This is a genomic window from Gemmatimonadota bacterium, from assembly GCA_040882465.1.
In the GTDB taxonomy this organism is placed as follows: Bacteria; Gemmatimonadota; Gemmatimonadetes; order Longimicrobiales; family Gaopeijiaceae; genus JBBEBG01.
Genome location: JBBEBG010000009.1, coordinates 93,357 through 115,811, shown reverse-complemented (window position 1 = coordinate 115,811; position 22,455 = coordinate 93,357). Strand labels below are relative to the sequence as shown.

The 22,455-nt window shown below is 66.3% G+C and carries 18 protein-coding genes; 8 read left to right on the top strand and 10 right to left on the bottom strand.

Annotation, left to right across the window (positions count from 1 at the left end; translation table 11 throughout):
* Window positions 1–3 precede the first annotated feature (3 nt).
* From WEG36_03455 to WEG36_03445, 3 genes are all read right to left on the bottom strand, one after another.
* Window positions 4–1,215: an amidohydrolase family protein gene (locus WEG36_03455; protein MEX1256657.1), complete on the bottom strand. Its 1,212-nt coding sequence runs from the start codon at window positions 1,213–1,215 to the stop codon at window positions 4–6.
* A 161-nt stretch (window positions 1,216–1,376) separates the two neighbouring features.
* Window positions 1,377–2,357: an aldo/keto reductase gene (locus WEG36_03450; GenBank protein ID MEX1256656.1), complete on the bottom strand. Its 981-nt coding sequence runs from the start codon at window positions 2,355–2,357 to the stop codon at window positions 1,377–1,379.
* A 1-nt stretch (window position 2,358) separates the two neighbouring features.
* The gene (locus WEG36_03445; GenBank protein ID MEX1256655.1) at window positions 2,359–5,202 is read right to left on the bottom strand and encodes a 2-oxoglutarate dehydrogenase E1 component; all 2,844 of its coding nucleotides are present in this window, start codon (window positions 5,200–5,202) and stop codon (window positions 2,359–2,361) included.
* A 205-nt stretch (window positions 5,203–5,407) separates the two neighbouring features.
* Here WEG36_03445 and WEG36_03440 point away from each other — a divergent pair, with 205 nt between their 5' ends.
* The 8 genes from WEG36_03440 to WEG36_03405 all read left to right on the top strand — a co-directional run bounded on the left by WEG36_03440 (window position 5,408) and on the right by WEG36_03405 (window position 13,064).
* Window positions 5,408–6,250, top strand: a complete 843-nt coding sequence (locus WEG36_03440; GenBank protein ID MEX1256654.1) for a methyltransferase domain-containing protein — start codon at window positions 5,408–5,410, stop codon at window positions 6,248–6,250.
* 6 nt (window positions 6,251–6,256) lie between these two features.
* Window positions 6,257–7,042 carry a lipopolysaccharide kinase InaA family protein gene (locus WEG36_03435; GenBank protein ID MEX1256653.1) on the top strand — a complete coding sequence of 262 codons (786 nt, stop codon included), beginning with the start codon at window positions 6,257–6,259 and terminating at the stop codon, window positions 7,040–7,042.
* 88 nt (window positions 7,043–7,130) lie between these two features.
* Complete coding sequence (locus WEG36_03430; GenBank protein MEX1256652.1) at window positions 7,131–8,114, top strand: MoxR family ATPase; 984 nt, start codon at window positions 7,131–7,133, stop codon at window positions 8,112–8,114.
* A 49-nt stretch (window positions 8,115–8,163) separates the two neighbouring features.
* Window positions 8,164–9,108, top strand: coding sequence for a DUF58 domain-containing protein (locus WEG36_03425; protein MEX1256651.1), 945 nt, complete (start codon window positions 8,164–8,166; stop codon window positions 9,106–9,108).
* A complete protein-coding gene (locus WEG36_03420) occupies window positions 9,105–10,100 on the top strand; it encodes a hypothetical protein (GenBank protein MEX1256650.1) in 996 nt (331 codons plus the stop codon). The genes WEG36_03425 and WEG36_03420 overlap by 4 nt, the downstream gene beginning before the upstream one ends.
* The gene (locus WEG36_03415) at window positions 10,097–11,158 is read left to right on the top strand and encodes a VWA domain-containing protein (GenBank protein ID MEX1256649.1); all 1,062 of its coding nucleotides are present in this window, start codon (window positions 10,097–10,099) and stop codon (window positions 11,156–11,158) included. The genes WEG36_03420 and WEG36_03415 overlap by 4 nt, the downstream gene beginning before the upstream one ends.
* The gene (locus tag WEG36_03410) at window positions 11,155–12,219 is read left to right on the top strand and encodes a VWA domain-containing protein (protein ID MEX1256648.1); all 1,065 of its coding nucleotides are present in this window, start codon (window positions 11,155–11,157) and stop codon (window positions 12,217–12,219) included. Before WEG36_03415 ends, WEG36_03410 begins: the two co-directional genes overlap by 4 nt.
* Window positions 12,216–13,064, top strand: a complete 849-nt coding sequence (locus WEG36_03405) for a hypothetical protein (GenBank protein MEX1256647.1) — start codon at window positions 12,216–12,218, stop codon at window positions 13,062–13,064. Before WEG36_03410 ends, WEG36_03405 begins: the two co-directional genes overlap by 4 nt.
* Window positions 13,065–13,071: 7 nt before the next feature.
* Here the strand turns inward: WEG36_03405 and WEG36_03400 are convergent, their stop codons facing one another.
* From WEG36_03400 to WEG36_03370, 7 genes are all read right to left on the bottom strand, one after another.
* Window positions 13,072–13,929 (bottom strand): hypothetical protein, encoded by an 858-nt coding sequence (locus WEG36_03400; protein ID MEX1256646.1) that lies wholly within the window; start codon window positions 13,927–13,929, stop codon window positions 13,072–13,074.
* A gap of 209 nt (window positions 13,930–14,138) precedes the next feature.
* On the bottom strand, window positions 14,139–15,500 hold the full coding sequence (locus WEG36_03395; protein ID MEX1256645.1) for a cytochrome c: 1,362 nt from the start codon (window positions 15,498–15,500) through the stop codon (window positions 14,139–14,141).
* A 297-nt stretch (window positions 15,501–15,797) separates the two neighbouring features.
* Entirely contained in the window at window positions 15,798–17,129 is a 1,332-nt protein-coding gene (locus tag WEG36_03390) for a hypothetical protein (protein ID MEX1256644.1), read from the bottom strand.
* Window positions 17,130–17,426: 297 nt separating this feature from the next.
* On the bottom strand, window positions 17,427–18,497 hold the full coding sequence (locus WEG36_03385) for a hypothetical protein (GenBank protein MEX1256643.1): 1,071 nt from the start codon (window positions 18,495–18,497) through the stop codon (window positions 17,427–17,429).
* 165 nt (window positions 18,498–18,662) lie between these two features.
* Window positions 18,663–20,015, bottom strand: coding sequence for a cytochrome c (locus WEG36_03380; GenBank protein ID MEX1256642.1), 1,353 nt, complete (start codon window positions 20,013–20,015; stop codon window positions 18,663–18,665).
* A 248-nt stretch (window positions 20,016–20,263) separates the two neighbouring features.
* Window positions 20,264–20,995, bottom strand: coding sequence for a cytochrome c biogenesis CcdA family protein (locus WEG36_03375; protein ID MEX1256641.1), 732 nt, complete (start codon window positions 20,993–20,995; stop codon window positions 20,264–20,266).
* Window positions 20,996–21,101: 106 nt separating this feature from the next.
* Window positions 21,102–22,265, bottom strand: coding sequence for a DUF6503 family protein (locus tag WEG36_03370; protein ID MEX1256640.1), 1,164 nt, complete (start codon window positions 22,263–22,265; stop codon window positions 21,102–21,104).
* Window positions 22,266–22,455 lie beyond the last annotated feature (190 nt).

The window sequence follows — 22,455 nt, the reverse complement described above, 5'->3', positions numbered from 1 at the left end:
TCCTTACTGCGGGAAGGCGGCCCGCGGAAGGCTGGGGAAGATCCGGAGCGCGTTTTCGTAATAGACCTTCCTGAGCACATCATCGGGGAGGTCCGCCCCATAGAGCTTCCAGAAGGCGTGGTAGTCGCGGTAGTAGTCGAAGTACTCGTCCGCGGTCTCCAACACGCGCCAGTAATAAGGATACTCGCTCGGCTGCCAGGAGTCCTTCCCGAAGAGGATCCGGTCCTGGTAGCGGGTGAAGAAGTCGCGAACCGCCCTGGGTTGGCGGCCCAAGTCGTAAAGAACCGCTCCCATTTCCACCATCACGTTCGGGAACTCATCGAGCATCTGGGCCGCGCGGCCGAGATCGTTCGTGTGCCAACCGAAATGGGCCGCGATGAAGGTGGTCTCGGGGTGGCGGCGGAAGACGTTGTCGCGCTCCTCCATGAGCTGGTCGAAGGTGACGCCGTCCGGGTCGTAATTCCGCCGGTCCGCGAAGAGCGCGAGCTCGAGCCAGCGCTCGTTTTCGAAGCCGATCGGCTGGAAGAATTCCTGCGGCTCGGCCGTGTGGATGAAGGCCGGCACATCCAGCCGGGCGAGCGTCTCCCATAGTGGATCGAGGCCGGGGTCGTCCACCGCGAGCCGCGATCCGTCGGCCTTGAGGGTGGTGAGGCCGAAGCTCTTCGGAACTTCACCCACGCCGATCGCGCCCGCCGCGATGTCCGCCTCGAGCTGCGCGACGGCGCGCTCTTCCCACCCGGGGGCACCGACACCCTGGAGGTCCAGTCCGGCGAGGACGCGGAAGCGGTCGCGGTGGTCGCTCGCGGCAATCGCGTCGAGGGTGATTCGAAGCCTCTCTCCCGAAAGGTTATCCGCGGAGATGTAGAGGCCGATGTTCAGCTCGTCGAGCGAAACGACCATCTCCTCGATCGTGCCCGGGTTGGCGAGCCCCTGGGCGTGCCCGTGAACGTCCACCACGGGATACCGCGCGCGCGGCACGGGATTCTCCTCCACGACCAGCGTGGAGCGCGGGCGGTAGTCCAGGATGCTCGGCGCCTCGAACTCGGGCGCGCGGCACATCAGGGGCCGCCACTCGGTCATTCCGGGAGGGCATTGCTCACCCGGTTGAATCGACGTTCCGCCGCGCCCCCCCTGCGCGAGCGCCGTTTCCGGCGCGAGCGCGATCGCCATGGCGCCGGCGATGAATAAGGCGGCGAAAGTTGGGATGCCGCGCATGATCAAGCTCTTTGGTTCGGGGAGTGTGGCCGATCAGGTTATACGGCCGAAGACGTGCGTTGGATCCATACTTCGAAGGCCCGTCGAAGCTAGACGGCGCCCACGAGGCGGGTCAAGGCGAGTCTCGACGAGGTCCGGTTCGCCGCAAATCACCGGCTCCGCTATCGGTAGCCGTGTCCCAGCACCGGCCTTGGCACGTAGTGGGCCTCCAGCCGTTCGATCTCGGCGGGCGCGAGCTTCACCTCGAGCGCACCCAGGGCGTCTTCGAGATGCTTTATCTTCGTCGCGCCTATGATGGGGGCCGTGATCCCGGGTTTCGCAAGCAGCCAGGCGAGGGCGGCCTGCGCCCGCGTGAGGCCCCGTTCCGAAGCGACTTCCCCGACCGCACCGATGATCCGGTCGGCCTCGGGATACGAATAGAGCTTGACCGCGTAGTCGTCCACCTCGCCACGCGCCGTGGAGGTCTTCTCTCCCGTGGGTCGCGTCAGGTACCCGCGCGCGAGCGGACTCCAGGGGAGTAGTCCAATCCCCTCGGACCGGCAGAGTGGGATCATCTCGCGCTCCTCCTCCCGGTAGAGGAGGTTGTAGTGGTTCTGCATGCTCACGAAGGGCGTGGTCCCGCGGAGGTTCGCCGTGTGGAGCGCTTTCGAGAACTGCCAGGCGTACATGCTGCTCGCTCCGATGAAGCGGGCGTACCCCGCCTTCACCACGTCGTGGAGCGCCTCCATCGTCTCTTCGATCGGTGTGTTGTAGTCCCACCGGTGGATCTGCAGGAGATCCACATAGTCCACGTCGAGGCGCCGGAGCGCGTCTTCGATGGCATGAAGGACGTGTTTGCGGCCGAGCCCGCCCCGGTTCGGGAGCTCTCTCATCGGAAAAAAGAACTTCGTGGCGAGGACGACCTCGTCGCGGCGCGTGAACTCCTTGAGGAGCTTTCCCGTCACCTCTTCGCTCGCGCCCATGGAGTACATGTCGGCCGTATCGAAGAAAGTGATGCCGGCCTCGACCGCGCGCTTCACGAAGGGGCGTGCCTCGTCGGGCGGGAGGACCCAGCTTCGCCACTTCGGGTCTCCGTAACTCATCATTCCCAGGCAGAGGCGCGAAACGACGAGGCCGGTGCGGCCGAGGTTCACGTACTCCATTTCACTCCTCCGGGAGTCGCATGAAGGGCTGGCGCAGGTCGTCGGTCTTCCAGGTGAGCGCCTGCTCCACCAGGAGTTCCTGCTCGAGTTGGTGCACCTTCAGGTGCCCCGTCGCGGGGGAGGCCGCCGCGGGGCGTCCCGCAAAGATCGGTCGCCGCATCTCGCGGCGGCCTTCGTCTTCGTCTTCGAGGATGTATTCGATTCTTCGCATGACGAAGTGCCATCCGCCCATGTTCGCCGGCTCTTCCTGGCACCAGACGATCTCCGCGCGAGGGTACTTGGAGAGCTCGCGGTGCACGCCGTCACGGGGCCAGGGATAAAACTGCTCGACGCGGACGACCGCGACGTCGTCGAGCCCGAGGGCTCGCCGCCGGTCGAGGAGATCGTAATAGACCTTTCCGGAGCAGAGGACGACGCGGCGCACGCCTTCCCCGTCCGCGATGGATTCCGTTTCCCCGATGACCCGCCGAAATCCGGTACCCGGACCCAAGTCTGTGAGCTTCGAAACCACGAGCTTGTGGCGGAGCAGCGACTTCGGGGCCATCACGACGAGGGGCTTCCGAAAGTTTCGCCGCATCTGCCGGCGGAGCGCGTGGAAATAGTTCGCCGGGGTCGTGCAGTTTACGACCTGCATGTTTTCCTGCGCGCACTGCTGGAGAAATCGCTCGAGCCGCGCCGACGAGTGCTCGGGGCCCTGCCCCTCGAAGCCGTGGGGGAGGAGGACGACGAGCCCCGACATACGGAGCCACTTCGTCTCCCCTGAGGAGATGAACTGGTCGAAAATCGCCTGCGCGTTGTTCGCGAAGTCTCCGAACTGGGCTTCCCACGCAACGAGCGTGTGTGGATCTGCGAGTGAGTACCCGTATTCGAAGCCGAGGACCGCAAATTCGGAGAGAGGGGAATCCATCACCTCGAAGGGGGCCTGCTTTCCGGGCGCGATGTTCGACAGGGGGTAATACCGCCGCTCATCCTCCTGGTCCACGATTGCCGCGTGCCGCTGGGAGAAGGTCCCGCGACAGGTGTCCTGCCCGGAGAGACGCACCGGCGTGCCTTCGATGAGAAGGGTGCCGAGGGCGAGTGCCTCGGCCGTCGACCAATCTATCCCGCTCCCGGACTGGATCATCTTCCTCCGATGATCGAGTTGGCGGACGAGCTTGGGATTCGTGTTGACCCCCTCCGGGACGCGGGAGATCGCGAGACCGACTTCCCGGATGATGTCGAGCTCCACGGCCGTCGGGTCGTCGTGCTTTTCCTCTTCCCCGACGAGGCGGGTGAGCCCTTCCCACTGCCCCTCCATCCAATCCGCTTTGCCGGGGCGATACCTGGCCGCGCCTTCGAACTCCGCGTTGAGGTGGGCACGAAACGTGTCGGAGATCGACTGGAGCTCTTCGGCCGTGAGGACCCCCTCCTGCACTAGGCGTTCACCGTAGATCTGGCGAGTCGTGGGATGCTCCGCGATCGCCCGGTACATGATCGGTTGGGTGAACATCGGTTCATCGGCCTCGTTATGGCCGTGGCGCCGGTAACAAAAGAGGTCAATCACGACGTCCCGCTTGAAGCGTTGGCGGAAGCGGGCCGCGAGGTCGGCGACCCGGTTCACCGCGTCGGGGTCGTCACCGTTCACATGGAAGATCGGAGCGTTCAGCCCCTTCGCCACGTCGGTCGCGTACGGGGTCGAGCGCGAGGCGACGGGACTCGTCGTGAAGCCGATCTGGTTGTTCACGATGACATGGATCGTCCCGCCGGTTCGATATCCGCGCAGCTGAGAAAGGTCGATGGACTCGGGAACGACTCCCTGGCCCGCGAAGGCGGCGTCACCATGGATGAGGAGCGCAACGACCCGCTCCCTGGCTTCGTCTCCCCTCTGCGCTTGCTTCGCCCGCACCTTTCCGAGGACGACCGGATTGACCGCCTCGAGGTGGGAGGGGTTCGCCGCGAGGGAGAGGTGCATCGGTCGCCCCTCGATGTCGCGATCGGCCGACGCCCCGAGGTGGTACTTCACGTCGCCGGAGCCGAGGACGGACTCGGGCTGAGCGGGGTTCCCCTGGAATTCGGCGAGGATCGCCTGGTAGGATTTCCCGAGCGTGCGCGCGAGTACGTTCAGCCGCCCGCGGTGGGGCATCCCGATCCCGACCTCTTCGACGCCGAGGGAGGACATCGTCCTGAGGAGCTGTTCGAGGCAGGGGATCGTGCTCTCCCCACCGTCGAGACCGAAGCGCTTTGTCCCCGGATATTTCACATGGAGGTAACTCTCGAATCCTTCGGCATGCGCCAGCTCCAGGTAGATCTGCCGCCTCGCCTCCGGTGTGAGGCGGGACCGCCAATCTGCTTGTTCGACATGCTGTTGGATCCAGGCGCGTTCCTCGATCTCCTGGATGTGCATGTACTCCACGCCGATCGTCGAACAGTAGGATTGGCGGAGGACATCGAGGATCTCGCGGAGGGTCGCCGTTTCGAGGCCCGCCAGGCTCGCGTATCGGTCAATGAAGATCGGGGTATCGAGGTCCCCTTCCGTGAAACCGTAGGTCCGATAGTCCAGGTCCTTGTGGGGCTCAGGCTTACGGATCTTTAGGGGATCGAGGTCAGCTTCCAGATGTCCGAGCATCCGGAAGCACCGGATCAGGATGCGGGCGCGGACGGAAAAGGAGGAGGCGCGCCGGACCGCCTCGGGGGAGACCCCGCCGCCCGCCCGGGCCCGGAGCGCGGGATCCCGCTCGGTCAATTCGGTGAAGAGGGTGCGCCAGTCGCCCTGTACGCTCCACGGGTCTTCGAGGAATCGCTCGTATTGCTCGGCGACGAAGCCGCCGTTGACGCTCGAAAGGAGGGCGTCGAGAGTGTTTGCCATGGATGAATATACGTTAGAATCCCGCGGGCGGGCTGGGAAATGAAGCGTGTCGAAGCGGCCGGCCGGGGTACTTTCGGGGCGCTGAGGAGACTACGTTGAACGGGCTCGGCGCGGTAGTGGGGGAAGGGGGCCGGAATTCCCGCCCCCAAGGGATGGAAAGGTCGAACCCCGGATGAACCTTGAAGTTGCGGAGGATTGAGTCGGCATGGCCTCACCGGACCTCGTTGGCGCGCTTCCCCGGATCCTCGACCGGATGCGTTGCCCCCACTGCTCGGGAGCCCTTTCCGTGGCGGGTGAGGCGCTCGTCTGCGCGGACTGCGGCACCGCCTTTCCCGTTCGGGAGGGGATCCCCCTCCTTGCGGTGCATGGGACGGCCGAGACCTGGGCGGCGGACACCTCTTCCTACACGAGCGCCGACTACCAGCGAACATACGAAGACCTCGGCGAGGCCAGCGGATACAACGAGGCGTATCGGCGGGAGAGGACCAAGCGGTGGAGCACGGAGCGGGAATACCGGATCCTATCCACCTTGCTCGGGACGCAACCCAAGTCTGAGGTCCTCCTCGACCTCCCGAGCGGAGGGGGGCGACTGAGCGCGGCTCTCTCCTCCCACACCGACCTTCTCGTCGAGGCGGACATCGGCTTCGGACAGCTCCTCTACAACCGCGGAAACCACTCCGACCGCGAGGACCGGGTCTGGTTGACGGCGTCGGCGTTTCACATCCCCTTTCGCGATGCCGCCATGGACGGGGTCGTTTGCTGCCGTCTCTGCCACCATCTCCCGACACCGGAAGAAAGAGAGCGGCTCGTCGCCGAGCTCCTCCGAGTGGCCCGCCGCTTCGTGATCATGACTTTCTTCGATCGCCACTCGGTGAAAAATCTGCTTCGCCGGGCTCGGGCGCCCTTCAACAAGAAGCCACCCAAGATGACGATGACCGTCGCTCGCGTGGGCGAGCTGGCCGCGGCGGGCGGGGCGAAGTTGGAGGCGTATCCCCCTCTCTCGCACCTCTTCTCGGGGCATCGGTATGCCCTGATGGTCAAGCGTTGACGAGGAATGCGCGGCCCCGAGCCCCGCGATCTCGTCGCCACGCTGGCGCCCTCCGAGGCGGCTCTCCTCAAGCGCGAGCCGGGGACGCTCGTCTGGCGTGAAACTCGCGCCGACGGCGCTCGCGTCGTCGCGAAGCTCTACCGCCGCCGCAGTCGGCTGACCTTCCTCCGGTCGAAGGTGACCCGCTTTCGGGCGGAACGGGAGTTTCGCCGACTGCGCCACCTGCATCGGGCGGGCATTCCCTGTACGGAGCCGCTCGGTTGGGCGGAGGGGTCGTCCAGGGAACACGGATTCCACGAGCTCCTTCTCATGCGGGAGGTCCCCGACGCGGTCCCGCTGGACGAGGTCCTGCGTGAGCAGGGCGCGGCCGTGCAGCTGGCCCCCCTGTACCGGGTCGTGCGGCGAATGCACGAGTCGGGGTTCTGTCATCAAACGCTCTATGCCGCAAATGTTCTCCTCAGCCGAAGCGCCCCGCCGGGCGCCGAGTTTTTTCTCTCCGACGTTCCCCGCTCCTGGACCTTTCCCAGGAGCCTCGTGGGGACCCGTCTTGCCCTCTGGGACCTCCTGGACCTCGAGGTCACGATCGGGCGGGCTGGGGGGCGCGTGGGCCCGGAGGCGTTGGCGGCGTACGGCCTGGACGACGCGACCGCCGAGCGGCGCGCTCGGGAGATCGGCCGCGACTCCACCACCAAATGGCGCCGCCTTCTCCGCGACCTGGCGGCGCGCGGGCGCTGGATCGGGGCCTGGAGCGCCTTCTGGAAAGGGCGCGGGGCGGTAGCCGAGTCCCGCTGATCCCGCCTCTTGTTTCCCGGAGCCGCTCTCCCTACCGTCCGTCCGATGGGCTTCCCGCCCTCTCCGCTTCCGCCGAGCAACGGACTTCGTGACCGCACCTCCCCGCACCGCTGGACGACAACTCCTCCAGGACGTTTCCGACGCCGTTCACCTGCGGGTGGTCGGCCAGGACGAAACCGTCGAGGGGCTGATGATCGCGCTTCTGACCGGGGGACACCTTCTTCTGGAAGGACTTCCGGGGTTGGCAAAAACTCTTCTCGTGCGGTCCCTCGCCGGCGCCCTGAACACGACCTTCCGCCGCATTCAGTTCACACCGGACCTCCTTCCCGGCGACGTCGTCGGGACGCCGGTTTATCACCAGGGGAGCGGGGAGTTCCGGGTGTACAAGGGGCCCATCTTTGCGCACGTCGTGCTCGCGGACGAGGTGAATCGGGCTCCTCCGAAAGTCCAGTCGGCGCTCCTCGAAGCGATGGAGGAGGAGCAGGTCACGATCGACGGGATCACCTACCCGCTTCCTTCGCCCTTCCTCGTCCTCGCCACGCAGAACCCGATCGAGCAGCAGGGGACCTATCCCCTCGCCGAGGCGCAGCTCGACCGCTTCATGATGAAGCTGAAGATCGGTTATCCGCGGAGGGAGGAAGAGAAGGAGATCTTGCGGCGCGTCGCACTTCACGACCGGAATGGTGCGGCGCCCCTCCCGGAGGGGTCGGTGGGGGAGACGGACATCCTCGCCGCGCGAGACGAGCTCGCGAAGGTGCATGTGGATCAGCGGATCCAGGACTACGTCGTCGAGCTGGCCTTCGCGACCCGTGAGCCGGAGACGGTGGGACTTGGCGATTTCTCGAAACTCGTCGAGTTCGGGATCTCGCCCCGGGCCTCGATTTTCCTCACCCGCGCCGCCCGCGCCCGCGCCTATCTTCACGGGCGGGACTTCGTCCTCCCCGACGACGTGAAGGCCATGGCGCTTCCCGTGCTCCGCCACCGGTTCCGAACGACGTATGAAGCGGATTCCCGAGGCATTGACGCGGACACCCTGATCGGGCGTGTGCTCGGCGCCGTCCCTCCCCCCTGAGCGAGAAGAGTCCTGGGGGCCGCGGGATGCCGCGCCCGGGGCGCCGCGCGTGAGATTCTGGCCCCGGCGATGGCTCCGGAAGTCCGAGGAGCCGACACTCCAGGCGGATGAAGACCTCCTCCGCAGGGTGCGGCGGCTCGAGTTTCGCACGCGCACCTTCGTGGACTCCCTCTTCACCGGAGAGTACCACTCCGTATTCATTGGCCGGGGAACCGAGTTCTCTCACGTCCGTGGATACCAGTCCGGAGACGACGTGCGCACCATCGACTGGAAGGTGACGGCGCGGCGCGGCACCCCCTTCGTGCGCAGGTTCGTCGAGGAGCGGGACCTCCTGGTGACGCTGGTCGTGGACGTCTCCGCCTCGGGCCGTTTCGCCCCGGGGGAGCGTTCCGTTGCCGAAGTCGCGACCGAGATCGTGGCCGCCCTTTCTTTCGCGGCGGCCCGAAACAGCGACCGGCTCTCCCTCGTCCTCGCGAGCGACCGTGTGGAGCGGATCGTTCCCGCCGGATCCGGTCGAAGGCACTCGGTGAAGCTGATTTCCGAGCACCTCTCTCACCACGAGGAGGGGAGGGGGACCGATCTGGTGCCGGCATTGGACCTCGTGGCGCGCGCGCGCGGCGGACGCGCTCTCGTCTTCCTCGTCGGTGACTTCATCCTCAACGAGCCGCTCGATGCCTTCGAAAATGCGCTCGGCCGGGCCGCGAGGGCGCACGACATCGTCGCGGTGCGCATCGCCGGGCCGGCGGAGGCGGAGGAGCTCCCGGCGCTAGGCTGGGTGGAGATGACGGACCCGGAAAGCGGGGCGCGGACGATTCTGAACACTGGGCGGCGAAGCGTTCGGAGGCGGTACCGTGACTCCGTCGCGGGCGCGCGGGATGCGGTGGGGGAAGCACTCGTGCGCGCGGGCGCGGAGGTTGTAGAGGTGGACACGAGCGCCGATGCGCTCGAGGTGCTCGCGCGCTTCCTGACGCGCCGCCGCGGAGCCCCGCGATGAAAAGCCCAGGCGTGAGGGGGCTCGCACTGATGTTCGCATGTCTCGCAGGGGCCGGTGATGCACTGGCGGTGCCCCCGCAGGCCATCGACTCCACACCCGAAATCCTCCTCGTCGAGGTCCGGACCGAACCGGCCCGGCCTCCCTTCGGCACCCCTTTCGACCTCCACTTCGTCCTCCACCTTCCGCGGGCGATGGGCGCCCTCCTGTCGGACACACTCCTTCCGGCGGCGGGCGCCGAGAGCCGCGGAGTGGGGCGATGGTCGGAAGCGCCCCTTCCGGGGGACTCGGTCGAGGTCCGAGCGGTTTTTCCCATCATCGCCTTTGCCGAGGGAACGGTCCTTCTCCCCACGCTGGAGCTCTGGATCCGCCCCCTCGCTCCGGTAGGCTCAGGACGCGGCTCCGGGGGATCCGTGGGAGAACTTCCCGAGCTCGAGCGCCGTACGCTGCGGCTCGGTGCGGTGCAAGTGGATCCGCTCGTCGGAGAGGAGGGAGAGGGGTCTCTCCAGCCGAGGCCCGCGGCAGGTGTGTTGGGAGGAGAGTGGAGCATCTGGCGGATGCTTGCGCTCGGAGCCTGGTCGGCCGCAGGGCTGGCGGCGGCGAGCGCGGTGGGGGTTCGGCTTCGCAAGAAGACGGCGCTCGAGTCCACCCCGGCTCGCAATCCCGGGGCGGAGGCGCTGCTTCGCCTGGACGAGCTTAGGCGCGGCGGGGCTCATCGAGAGGGCCGGCCCGAGGTCTTTTATGCGACTCTCACCAAGATCGTGCGCTATTTTGCGTCCCGCGTGGACCCTGGGGTGGGGAGCGAGCTGACGAGCGGCGAGCTCCTGGGCCGAATCGAGGAGCGGTGGGGACGAGAGGCGGTAGGCTCTCTCGGCGAGGTGATCGAGGTGGCCGAGCGGGTGAAGTTCGGGCTCCACCGTCCGAAGGCAGAGGTGGCGGAGGGGGATTGGGAGCGGACCGCGGCCTGGATTCGCGCCACACCGGAGACGCGATGATCGCCGATTTCATGGAGGGCCTGCGCGCTTTCGTTGGGGCGGTCGCGACCTCCGCTCCCGGCTCTCTCGAGTTCGAATCTCCGGGGGTTCTCTTTTTTCTCCTCGTCCTCCCGGTCTGGTGGATCCTCCTCTGGCCGCGCGCCGGCCACGGGCTCGTGTTCGCGCAAGCGGACACCGCCGCCCGTCTGGGCGGACGGTTCGGGGTCGGGCGAGGCGCACTTCTCGTACTTCCGCGCATTCTTCGGGCCGGGGCCTTCGCCGCTCTCCTCCTGGCTCTCGCCGATCCGCACGGCGTGGAGAGCTACACGGAGGTCTCGGTCGCGGGGCGGGGAATCGCGCTTGCCGTGGATCTCTCCAGCTCCATGCTCGCCCGGGACATGGAGGGAGGGGCGAGCCGGATCGAGGTCGCGCGGGACGCGGCGGTACGCTTCGCTGAGAGCCGCCCTCTCGACGAGCAGACGCTCGTCGGATTCGCCGCGCAGTCAGTCACTCGCGTGCCTCCGACCATGGATCCCCACCTCATCACGGCCGGAGTCGAATCGCTCGACGTCCAGCTCGTGCGCGACGGAACCGATATCTCCGGGGCCGTGCTCACCGCCGCGGCTCGCCTCCTCGACTCGGAGCGGGAGCCGCGAGTGGTCGTTCTTCTTACGGACGGGGCGCACAACGGGGTCAGGGTTCCCCCGCTCACGGCGGCGCGCGCGCTGGCGGCGCTGGACATCAGGGTCCATTCGATCAGTCTTCAGGGACCGGAGAGCCAACTCTCGGCTCTCCTTTCGGCCGGAAGACCCGGGGGGGTCGCCGGACGAATCGCGCTGGAGATGAGGACGGTGCTCGAGGGGATCGCCGAGATCACCGGCGGGCGGTACTTCCATGCATCCAGCGGAGAATCGCTCGACTCCATCTACCGCGAAATCGACCGGATGGAGGCGCCCGTCCAGGAGGTGACCGAGTTCGAGCTTCGATTTCCGCTCCGAGGGTGGCTTTTCGGTATGACCCTTCTCCTTCTCGGTACCGAGGCGCTGCTGCGCGGATCCCGCTGGGGGGTCATTCCATGATCTTCGCGAGCCCCATCTTCCTTCAGATCGGCGCGGGGATCGTGGTTCTCGTGGTCCTCGGGCTCGTGAGCTACGCGCGGCGGCGTAGGAAACTCGGCGACTTCCTGGGCGGACGGCGCGCCGGCGTGCGCCTCGTGGCGTCCGATCTCAATCGGGTTCCTTGGGCGCGTATCATCCTTCTCGTCTTGGCCGCGGGAGGGACAGCTCTCGCCGCCGCCGAGCCGCGCTGGGTCGTCCCCGAGCCCGATGCGGTCGAGCCGGCGCCGATTCGAGAGACGATCGTCGCCATCGACGTCTCCGCGTCCATGCAGGCCGCCGACGGGGCGGCGGAGTCGTCGCGGCTCGCCGGCGCCGTGGGAATGACCGAGACCCTCCTGGACCTCCTTCCCGATCACCGGGTCGGACTCCTTCTTTTTGCCGGGCAGGGATACCCATTGGCCCCCCCAACGGAGGATCACGAGGCGCTCCGGTACCTCCTCTCCGGCGTCGTGCCGACGATCGCGAGCGCGCATGACCCGGGCACCCTTCATTCCATCGCGATCGCGGAGGCCGAGGCGCTTTTCGGTTCCGCCGACGGGCTCGCGACCGATCGGGCCATCGTGGTGATCGGGGACGGAGAGGCCGGAGAGACCGAAGGTGCGGCGCTTGCGGCGGTACGCGCCACGGCCGAGCGAGGCGTGCGGATCCATGCCGTGGGAGTGGGTACGGTGGAGGGCGCTGGAGTCGTCATGCCGGCAGCCCCTTACCAGTTGGGGGGAGTGGTCGTGGACGAAAACCGGCGTCCCGTGGTCTCCCGGCTCCGCGAAGAGACGCTCATCGGAATCGCGGCGGCGGGAGGGGGGCGCTACGCGCGGGCGGACGACACCGCCGCCCTGGACGAGCTTCTTCGTGCGGTGGCGCGTCCTGAAACCGTGCGGGAAGCGGTGGCCGACGCTCCGTCTCCCCGCCGCGACCCCGGACCGGTCCTCGCCCTCACGGCCCTCCTCCTCCTGTGCGCGGAGAGTCTCTTCGATATGCGGCCTTTCCGTCCCCGTACGCGTGGGGAAGGGAAGCGAGGATGAACCCAACCGCGCACTCGAAGGGAGCGGACCCGCGCCTGGGTCCACCGGCTCTCCTGCGGAGCGCGATCCTCGTTGCCCTCGCGCTTGGCGCCCTCTTCTTCTGGCTGGACCGCGGCTCCCTGGAGCGGGGAAACTGGGTCGCTCACGAGGGAGACTTATCCGAAGCGGCCACGCTCTACCGCCGTCATGCCGACGACCCGGAAAACGTGGTGGCCGCCTTCAACCTGGGAACGGTCCTCCTCGACACCGATCCGGAGCAGGCCCGCGAGAGGCTCGCCGCAGTGGCGGGGGCGAGCGTGGACACGCTCGTCACCCAGAGGGCGCACTACAACCTCGGGCACGGCTTTCTCACGGCCTCGGGCGCGGGAATCGAAGCGGACTCCGCGGTCGTCCTCCTCGGCCAGGCCGTCGAGAGCAATCGGGCCGCGATTCGCCTGCGTTCCGGGGACTTCGATGCGCGATGGAATCTAGCCGTCGCCCAGCGGATGCTCGATTCGCTCGGACACCGCCCGCTAGAGCCCGACTATCAGGTCTCCGCGGGAGAGGACGAGACGCGCGTGGACCTGAATGCGCTCGTGCGATCAGAGACCGGGGACGGCGCTTCGGGGCTAGAGCCTGACACGCCGAATCCCGGGGAAGTCTTCGGCGAACGCTCCGCTCCCCGTCAGGGAGCCCGCGAATCCTGGACCAGCCAGGACCCGGGACCCCTCGAGGGCCCCGCGGCCCTGCGCTTCCTCTCCGACGTCCGCGACGGCCCCGAGCAACTGATTCGCGGGCTCCTCTGGTCCCACCGTCCCGACGTCGCCTGGTGGAATTCAGCCCCGTACCCGGGCGGCGGCTGGTAGCGGCGGCCTATTCCGGGGTGACGGTCACCCGATAATAGCCGTTCGACCAACAACACTGGTCGCCGGCCCCGCTGTCCGGAGCGTCGAAGTTGTCGGCCTGCGCCCGGAGGACGTATTCACCAGGCTCGCTGAAGGTGACCGTGACCGTGGCTTCGCCTCCTCCCGGCTCTTCGGTCATCACCTCGTCCGTGAAGGTGGCGACCGCCGGCCCCTGGTGGGTCACCCACGAGACGCCTACGGGGAAGCTAGCGCCGGTCGCCCGCATGGACTCGTCAGTGGCCCAGAGCCGCAACGTGAGCGGGGCACCCGCCGTCGCACGGAAGGTCATCGGCGACATAATCCCTCGCGGCCCCCGTCCTCCCTCGCCTCCAGCCTCGAATCGGATGACGGGCGGAAGGGAGCCCATGGCCATCGGCCCATATGCGAGCTCGTACGAGAGAATGCGCGCGCCGGCGGGGACGGAGAGGGTGTCCCCGCGGTTGATCAGAGTCCAGGTGACCCGCTGTCCGGCCTCCACCATCTCCGCCGGGAGGGTGATGGTGAAGACCCCCCGGACCCGACGGGGCGGGAAGTGCTCGGGTTGGAACCCGTCGAACTCCGCGGGGACGATGAAGTTGTCCGGTCCCCTCGGGATGTAGAGCGATTCGCGCGAGTTCCGATTGAAGTAGCCGAGTGACACGTCGAAGGTCCCGTCGGGGTTCGCGAACCATCCTTCGAAGAAGGGCGAAACCGTGAGTCCCGTCGGAGGATTGGGTGCGAGGGGAAAGGCCGGCTGCTGGGCCTCCACCGTTGCGGCCGAAACGGCGAGCGCGAAGACGAGAGCCGGGGTGGCGGCGGAAACCCGGGCGGCCGGGCGGATGGACATCGACTCCTCCAGCATTTCAGTGTTGTGGGCGTGCGATGGTTCAGTCGAAAAGGCTGTGGGGACCGAAGTCCTCTCTCTGCCTGTCAGATAAAGAGGGCTCCGATCCCCACCGGTGATTCTCGCGCCAACTCTTTTCAGCGCACTACTTTTGACAACCCCTGCCCGCCGGTCTCGGCCTACGGGCCGACGGCCCCCGCGTGAGTTCCGGGTCAGTCCGTCGTGGGCGTGGCCTTCGCCTCACGCTCCGCGACAATCCGCTCGTACCCTTCCTGGTCGAGGTGCGTGACCGCGATCCAGTTGTGGGACATTTCGTCCGTGGTACGCGATCCCCGGCCGACCCAGACCGTCGGGTCGGGGTTGATCGGGTTATTGGCGGTGTTGTCGTACCACTGGGTCAGGACCATCACAGCGCCTGCGGGGAGGAGGGGCGCAACGTCTTCGTCGTACACGTGGCTATGGTGCCAGAGAGCAGTCCACCGGCTCACCATGCTGATGAGCTCGCGCCGTCCCGTTTCCGGATAGAAGAACTCGAGGGACCCCGCGACCATTCGAAAGTGGCCATGCGGCTGCCAGCTGTCGATCCGAACCGGATGGTCGAAGGAGTGAAATCCCTGCGTCATCGCGGTTCCGCCCGGAGCGAGGTCAATGTCGCCCTGCAGACCGTAGGTCCGGAGATCTTGGCGGTAGCTTCCCGCGTAGTCTTCGGGGTAGAGCCAGATGCCCACCTCGACGACATGATCTTCGACGTCGACTCCGCTCGGATAATAGTGGATGTCCCACCGAACCTGAGATCCCGCGGGCGCGGTCCGGCATGCGCCTTCCGGAATAATCTCCCCGAGCTTCCCGAGCGCGTATTCGGAGAGCCGGCCGCCCTGCGATGCTGCGCCATCGTCGTCGTCCGACGCATCCGCATCACCCGGCATGACGAAGACGGAGTTCGCGTGGTGCGTCATCGCGCGTCCGGAGAGGACGGGCTTCGTCTGGATTGCCCGCATGCACCGGCTTTCGGTGATGCCGGTGTCCACCGTCGGCCGCCACCAGGTGTCCTGGCCGTTGGCCGGGATGTCGAAGGGCGCAGAGCGAACAATGATGTCCGGAGGTCCGTACAAGTCCACGTAACCCCATGCCGCCGCATCCGGCCAGGCGACGGGCGGTGGAGCGTCCGCGGGGTCGCCCTGCGGCGCGCCAGCGTCCACCCAGGCCACGAGGGTCTCGATCTCCTCTCGGCTCAGGCGCATGTCGCTCTGGAGCTCCTGAATCCCCACCCCGGTATCGTACTGATACGGGGGCATCTTTTGGCTCAGCACCGCTTCACGGATGAGGGGCGCCCAAGGCCGGACTTCCTCGTAGCTCGTCAGGGCCATCGGTCCGATCGCGTCCGGCTGATGGCAGACCTGACAATTTTCCTGGAGGATGCGCTCCACGTCCTTCGTGAAGGTAATCACCTCGTCACCGGGATCGTTCGCCGCCAGGGCGGAACCCGGAAGGGCCAAGACCGCGAGAAGGGCCAGAATGGAAAGTCGGGTCCATCCACTCAGCCACGAATCACACGGGGGCGTGGTGTGTTGCATGTCGCGCTCTCCGGGACGGGTGTCCATGAATCATCGATGCGCCGTACCAGCGTGCCCGACCCCGCGAAATGCCCCTCAGGGGCCTCCAGGCGCCGCACGGAATCCTAAGGCAAAATGGGGCTGCAAGGGCCCAAAAGTCAACAAAATTCTTCAAAGGTCAGAAGGAGGCAAAAAAACTGGGAGGCCCCCGGTTGGAAGCCTCCCAGTCTCTCGCGCCGAGTTTCCTCAGCGCAACTCCGTCACCAAGCCTGCCGCCGGTTCCAGCCTAAGGGCCGACGGCCAGTTGCCGGGTCCAGCTCAGTCGGTCGTGGGCGTCGCCTGAGCCTGACGCTCGGCCAGAATCTTCTCGTACCCTTCCTGGTCGAGGTGAGTCACCGCGATCCACGAGTGGGACATCTCGTCCGCAGTCCGGTCGCCGATTCCCACCCACTGGTCCGGGTCCGGGTTGTACCGGTTGTTCGCGGTGTTGTCATACCACCCCGTCAACAGGAGCTTGTCGCCCACGTCGAGGAGGGGCGCCACATGGTCCTGATAGATGTGGCTGTGGTGCCAGAGCGCGCTCCAGTTCGAGACCATGCTGACCATCTCGAGGCGGCCGTTAGCCCGGAGGATCTGCATGGACATCGCCACCAGCCGGGTGTGCCCGTGCGGCTGGAAGGAATCGATCCGGACCGGAGTATCGAATCCGTGGAAGCCCTGGGTCATCAGCGTCCCGTGGGGCGCGATATCGAAGCCCCGGCCGCCCTGGAGCCCGTAAAGGCTCAGCGTCTGGCGGTAGGTGCCCTCGTAGTCTTCCGGATAGAGCCAGATTCCGATCTCGACCGTCGCGTCCACGATCTCGACGCCGTTCGGCCAATAGTGGATGTCCCAGCCCACCCGAGAGTTCGCCGGCGCGGTGCGGCAGGCGCCCTCCGGGATGATCTCACCGATCTTCCCGATCGCATACTCGGAGAGCCGGCCACCGGCGCCGCCTTCCACCCGGAAGGAGGAGTTGGCGTGGTGAGTAACCATCCGCCCTTCCACCGAAGGTTTGGTCTCGATCGCCATGATGCAGCGATCCTCCGTGAGCCCGGTCTCGACGACCGGCTGCCACCAACGGTCCTGGCCGATGGCGGGCACCGTGTAAGGCGTCGAGCGAACGATCAAGTCGGGCGCGCGGCCGAACCGCTCGATCAGGCGGAACTGCGCCGGATCGGGCCATTCGACGGGCGGGGGCATTTCGGCGGGATCACCCATCGGCATCCCGTTGTCCACCCACGCCACGATCGTCTGGATTTCCTCTTCGCTCATCCGGGGATCGTACTTCAATTCCTGGATACCGACGTCGGTGTCGTACTGGTAGGGAGGCATATCACGATGTACCACCCGCTCCTTGATCACCGCGCCCCAGGGGCGAACCTGTTCGTAGGTCATCAGCGCCATCGGACCGATCGAGCCCGGCTGGTGGCAGACCTGACAGTTCTCCTGGAGGATCAGGGCGATGTCCGCGGTGAACGTCACATCCTCGTCGTCTCCCGGATCGAGAGCGAGGGCTTCTTGCTGAAGGACGGGGAGTCCCACCAGCGCAAAAGCCACCAATCCCGCCCAGAGCCCCCGGCCAAGCAAAGCGCTCAACCGATGATCGTTCATGTTCCACTCCTTAGGCTGGTGACGGCGACCCACAGCTGCGAGCGGCGCCCGCAATAGCGGATCGCGAGTGGTACAACCTTCATACCCCGACCTATGTATTCTGTGGCGCCTGTCCGGGGCCCGTCAAGAGTTGTCCCTGGCCCTTGGTGCGCCCCGGGGGTCCCGCGGGGCCGAACACGCCCGTCCCCGCTCCTTCAAAATCGTTCCCTGCAAGAAAGGGGCCCTCCGGTGGGCGGAGGGCCCCTTCTCTCACAATTTTTGGCTCTCACAACTCTTGGGTCGGAAACCGACCCGAACCTATTCGGTGACCACTACCCGAACGTAGGCGTTCGACCAGCAGCACTGGTTCCCCGCCGAACTGTCGCCGGAGGTGAAGTTGTCGATCCGAACGCGGATGACGTATTCGCCGGGCATGTCGAAGGCCGCCGAGAACTTGCCCTGGTTCGGCGCCGTTCCCTGCAACGGAATGCGGACCGGCTGCTGCGGCGTGAGCGGTCCCACGGGCCCCCCCAGATTCTGTGCGCCGCCGCGCCCTCCGAAGCCCGCCGCGGCCCCGCCCCCAGGAGCCGCGCCGCCACGACCGCCCGCCGCGGCTGCATCCGCACCACCGGCGGGGGAAGGCTCAGCCTCCGCGGGAGGAGGAGGTGGCGGGGGTTCGACCATGGAGACGAATGAAATCTGTCCCCCGACCGGTCCCTGGTACTTCCAAAGCGTCATGTTCACGTCTCGGAGCTCGCGGTCGCCGCGGTCGTACGCCCACACGGTGACCGCGATCGGTTCGCCGACGGAGGTCCGGTACGTCTCGGGCGCCCAGACTCCGAGCGGTCCCCATGAGGTGTTGTCTGGGGAGAAGCCGACCAGGGGTCGCATGGACCCTTCGGCCATCGGGGTGGTGCTGAGCTCGTAGGCTCCCTTGATAACCGGCCCCGGGGAATAGAGCCTACCCGGAACCTTCGTCGAATAGTCACCCGTCGTGAGGTGCCACCAAACGTCGCCCGTGAAGTCCGCGGGGACGACGACGGCGAATACCCCGCGCTCGCGCGGTCCGCCAAAGCCACCGTAGCTCACCACGGGGAAGGACGTGGGCTGCACTCCGTCATAGATCGCCGGCTCGATGAAGTTGTTCGGTCCCAGGGGGATCTCGACGAGATCATCGGCGTTCCGGTTCATGAAACCGAAGACCATCGTGTACGAGCCGTCCTCGTTCAGGTACCACCCGTCGAAGTACGGAGCGACGAAGTTCCCCGAGGAATTGCTGGGCGCCAACGGAAATTCGCGTTGCGTCCAGTCCTGCGCCTGAAGGGGTAGAGCACTCAGCCCTATCAAGGCGACGGTCGCACCGCCAAGGGCCAAACGAATCCTGGTCATTCGAATCTCCTTCATGATGAAACCGCCACCACTTCTCTTTACTTGTCCGCCTCAGACCACTGAAGGTAAACGAGGGAGCCCCCCCAGTGCCACTGGAGAGGCTCCCCCGATCACTGCCCCCTTTTCCTGGCACGCTCCGAGGGCCAAGGGAGAGCCGGCCGGCTCTCAGTCGGTCGTGGGCGTCGTCTGCGCCTGACGCTCGGCCAGAATCTCCTCGTATCCTTCCTGATCGAGATGCGTCACCGCGAGCCACGCGTGCGACATCTCGTCCGCCGTTCGGTCCCCGATGCTGACCCATTGATCCGGGTCAGGGTTGTAACGGTTGTTGGCCGTGTTGTCGTACCAACCGGTCAGGACAAGCTGGTCGCCGACGGCGAGGAGCGGCGATGCGTGATCCTGATAGATGTGGCTGTGGTGCCAGAGCGCGTTCCAGTTCGAAACCATGCTGACCATCTCGAGACGGCCATTGGCTCGAAGAATCTGGAGCGACATGGCGACCAGCCGGGTGTGTCCGTGCGGCTGGAAGCTGTCGATGCGGACCGGAGTGTTGAAGCTCCGGAAGCCCTGCGTCATCAGCGTGCCGTGCGGAGCGATGTCGTAACCCCGTCCGCCGACTCCGCCGCTCAGCATATAGAGCGTCAGGTCCTGCCGGTAGGTCTCGACTTCGCGCTCGGCGGGGTAAAACCAGATCCCGATCTGGACGACGGCGTCGTCGATGTCCTCGCCGTTGGGCCAGTAGTGAATGTCCCAACTCACTTGCGAGTTGGCGGGTGCCGTGCGGCAAGCGTCCTCGGGGACGATCTCGCCGATCTTCCCGATCGCGAACTCCGAGAGCATCGCGGCCTGACGGCCATTCACGCTGAAGTACGAGTTGGCGTGGTGCGTCACCATGCGCGCCGCGACCGCGGGCTTGGTCTCGATCGCCATGATGCACCGGTCCTCGGTGATCCCCGTCTCGACGGTCGGCTGCCACCAGCGGTCCTGGCCGATCCCGGGCACGTCGTAAGGCGTCGAAGTCACGATGACGTCGGGGGCGCGGCCGAATCGCTCGGCGAGGCGGAACTCGGACGGATCGGGCCAAACGGCGGGCGGGGGCATGTCCGCCGGGTCACCCATCGGCATCCCGCTGTCCACCCAGGCCACGATGGCCTGGATCTCCTCGTCGCTCATCCGGGGATCGTATTTGAGATCCTGCACGCCGACATCGGTGTCGTACTGATAGGGCGGCATCTCGCGATGGACTACCCGATCCTTGATCACGGCCCCCCACGGACGAACCTGATCATAGGTCATCAGCGCCATGGGCCCGATCGAGCCGGGCTGATGGCAAACCTGACAGTTCTCCTGGAGAATCCGGGCGACGTCCTTCGTAAAGGTCACATCCTCGTCGTCGGGATCCTGAGCGTGCTCCGTGGAAAACGCCTCCCCGTGCAGCGCAAATACCGCGAGCAGCGCGATCACCGGGGCCGAGTACCGGAGCTGCGACCAGCTCCAGCGGCGCGTCGTTCCGTCTTGCATTGCCTGTTCTCCTCAATCCCAAGTACGTGGATTCACCGACGTTCGTGGAAATCTCCAGCATTCTGAGTATCACGGGCGGGTGAAGCGGGAGTCAAGTGCGAACGGCCTCCTCGAACCCGTCCCGGTGCGCCCGCGTCACGCGTCCCCATGCGTTACGCCGGCCTGACCTAAAGGACACGAGACTCGGACATATTGTTGAATACCCCGTTCGCTCCCCCGCGGTCCCATCCCCGAGTCGCGGCCGTCCATCACATCCAACGCAGGAGGAAGTCCGGGGTGACCTGAGCCAGCGCCGCGGCGATCCGGGTGAACTGACCGGTGATAAGGAGGGCCCCGAAGATCACCATCGCGATTCCGCTCACCCTCTGAATCCAGGGGAGCCACGGTCCGATGCGGCGTCGAAGCGTGAGGAAGCGGGAGAGGCCGACGGCGGCCAGGACGAAGGGAAGCGCGAGTCCGAAGGAGTAACCCCCGAGAAGAAGCATTCCGCGCCCCGGAGTCTCTTCGCCGGCGGCCAGGGTGTAAATGCCTCCGAGGATGGGTCCGATGCAGGGGGTCCATCCGAAGGCGAAGACCATCCCCACGAAGAGCGTTCCGAGATTTCCCGCCGGGCGATCCTTCATGTGGACGCGCCAATCGCGCATCGCCCACGGAAGCTTCACGATCTCCGAAAGGAGAAGCCCGAAGAGGACGAGGAAAATCCCGCCGGCGACCTCGAACACGCGGCGTGAGGTGATGAGGAATCCCCCGATGAAGCTCGCGGAGGCGCCCATCAGAACAAAAATGAGCGAAAATCCCGCGATGAACAGGAGCGCGTGTCTCAGGACTTCGGGCGAAAATTTGCGGTTGGAGTCGGTGAGCTCGTCGAGGCTCGCCCCGGTGATGAACGTCACGTAAGCCGGAACCAGGGGCAGGACACAGGGCGAGAGGAAGCTCACGACGCCCCCCAGGACGGCGAGGAGGAGGTTGAGCTCTACCATCGGGTCACCTCGCTGTGGTCTTCTTCGAGTCCGGACTCCGGAGGTAGAGACCCGGTCCGAAACGGGGACGTTCCGGTCGCGTCTGGCGGTTGCTTCCCGCGCGACTTCAGGGGACGACCCGGAAGGGAAGCACCGCCGGCAGAGGCGCACCCGAAGCGGGAAGGCTTCCCTGCAGGTAGTACGATCCCGGGGCCGCGGGTGCCGTAACGGACGATTCGAAGTGGAGCGTCCCGCCCGGTGCGAGCGCCTCTTCACCGGTCACCTGAGCAAAAAGTTGTCCCTCGCTCCATCGGGCTTGCGGCTCGCCGCCTTCATCCAGCACCACGAGGTCGAAGCGTTGCGCGCTGGCAAAGCCGAGCGCCCGCTCTTCGCCGGAGCGATTCACGAGGTTCATGACTGCGTGAATGGAATCGCCCGGGGAGTATTCGGAACGCTCGATCCCAAGCTGGAGCTCGAGTCCCTCCCCGGGGGCCTCCCGAGGGAGGAGGGGATCCACCTCCGCGAGGCCGCGCGCCCGCGTGACCTCGACCTCTTCCAGGGCGACGAGGGAAAGAAGATCGAGAGATCCCTCTTCGAAGTGCCGTGCAAGGTCCGCGATGTCCTCCACGGCGTCCGCGGGAGCGTAGTTCTCGAAGTCCTGAACGAGAATTCCGCCGATCTCGCGCCGGTTCACGGCGCGCCGGAAACGGACCCCTCCCCCGTCCCGGGAATAGCGATATCCGAAATAGTCGAGGGTGAGGGAGTCCTGGTGTATCCAGTGCACGAAGCGCACATCCGAGTCCACTCCTCCTCCTTCCGCGTCGAAGGTGACTTCGATCCTATGGTACGGCGCGCCCTGGACGGTGTCGCGGGCGAGTGTCTGCAGCCGAGCCGCGGGATCGCGGAGCCGGAAGGGGAGGAATCCGAAGTAGATGACGGAATTCACATCATATTCGACCTGCATGCGCTCGTCGTCGGCCAGCGCCACCGCGCCGCCGTTTTCGAGCCTTCGGGTGCCGTCGTTCACCATCACCTCGTTCACGACACTTCCGAGGGGATCACGAAAGGTTCGCTCGTACCGAAATGCGCCTCCGTCGCGGAAATACTCGAATCGTGTCCCACGGAAGGTGAAACGGATGCGGCTGTTCTCGAAGAGATCGCCACCGTGCTGGGCGATCGCGGCGTCCACGATGGCGGTCGGACTGTCGGATGAGACCGCGCAGGCGGAAGCACCGAGTAAGGAGCCCATGTAAAGAATCGTGGCGGGTCGTCGGAGTCGCGGAGGATTCATCGAAGGGCTCCGATGCCGGGGGCAAGGCGTGAGAGGGATCCCGGGTGCCGGCGCGGCGGGGGATCCGGATCCGCCGCGCCACACCCCGCTTCCTCTCTTGTCAGGGAAGCGATTCGGAACGTATCGTTCCAAGGTGGTAAACTTCCAGGGGGGCCCACCTTGTGCGGACCTCCCAACTCCTCCGCTCGGT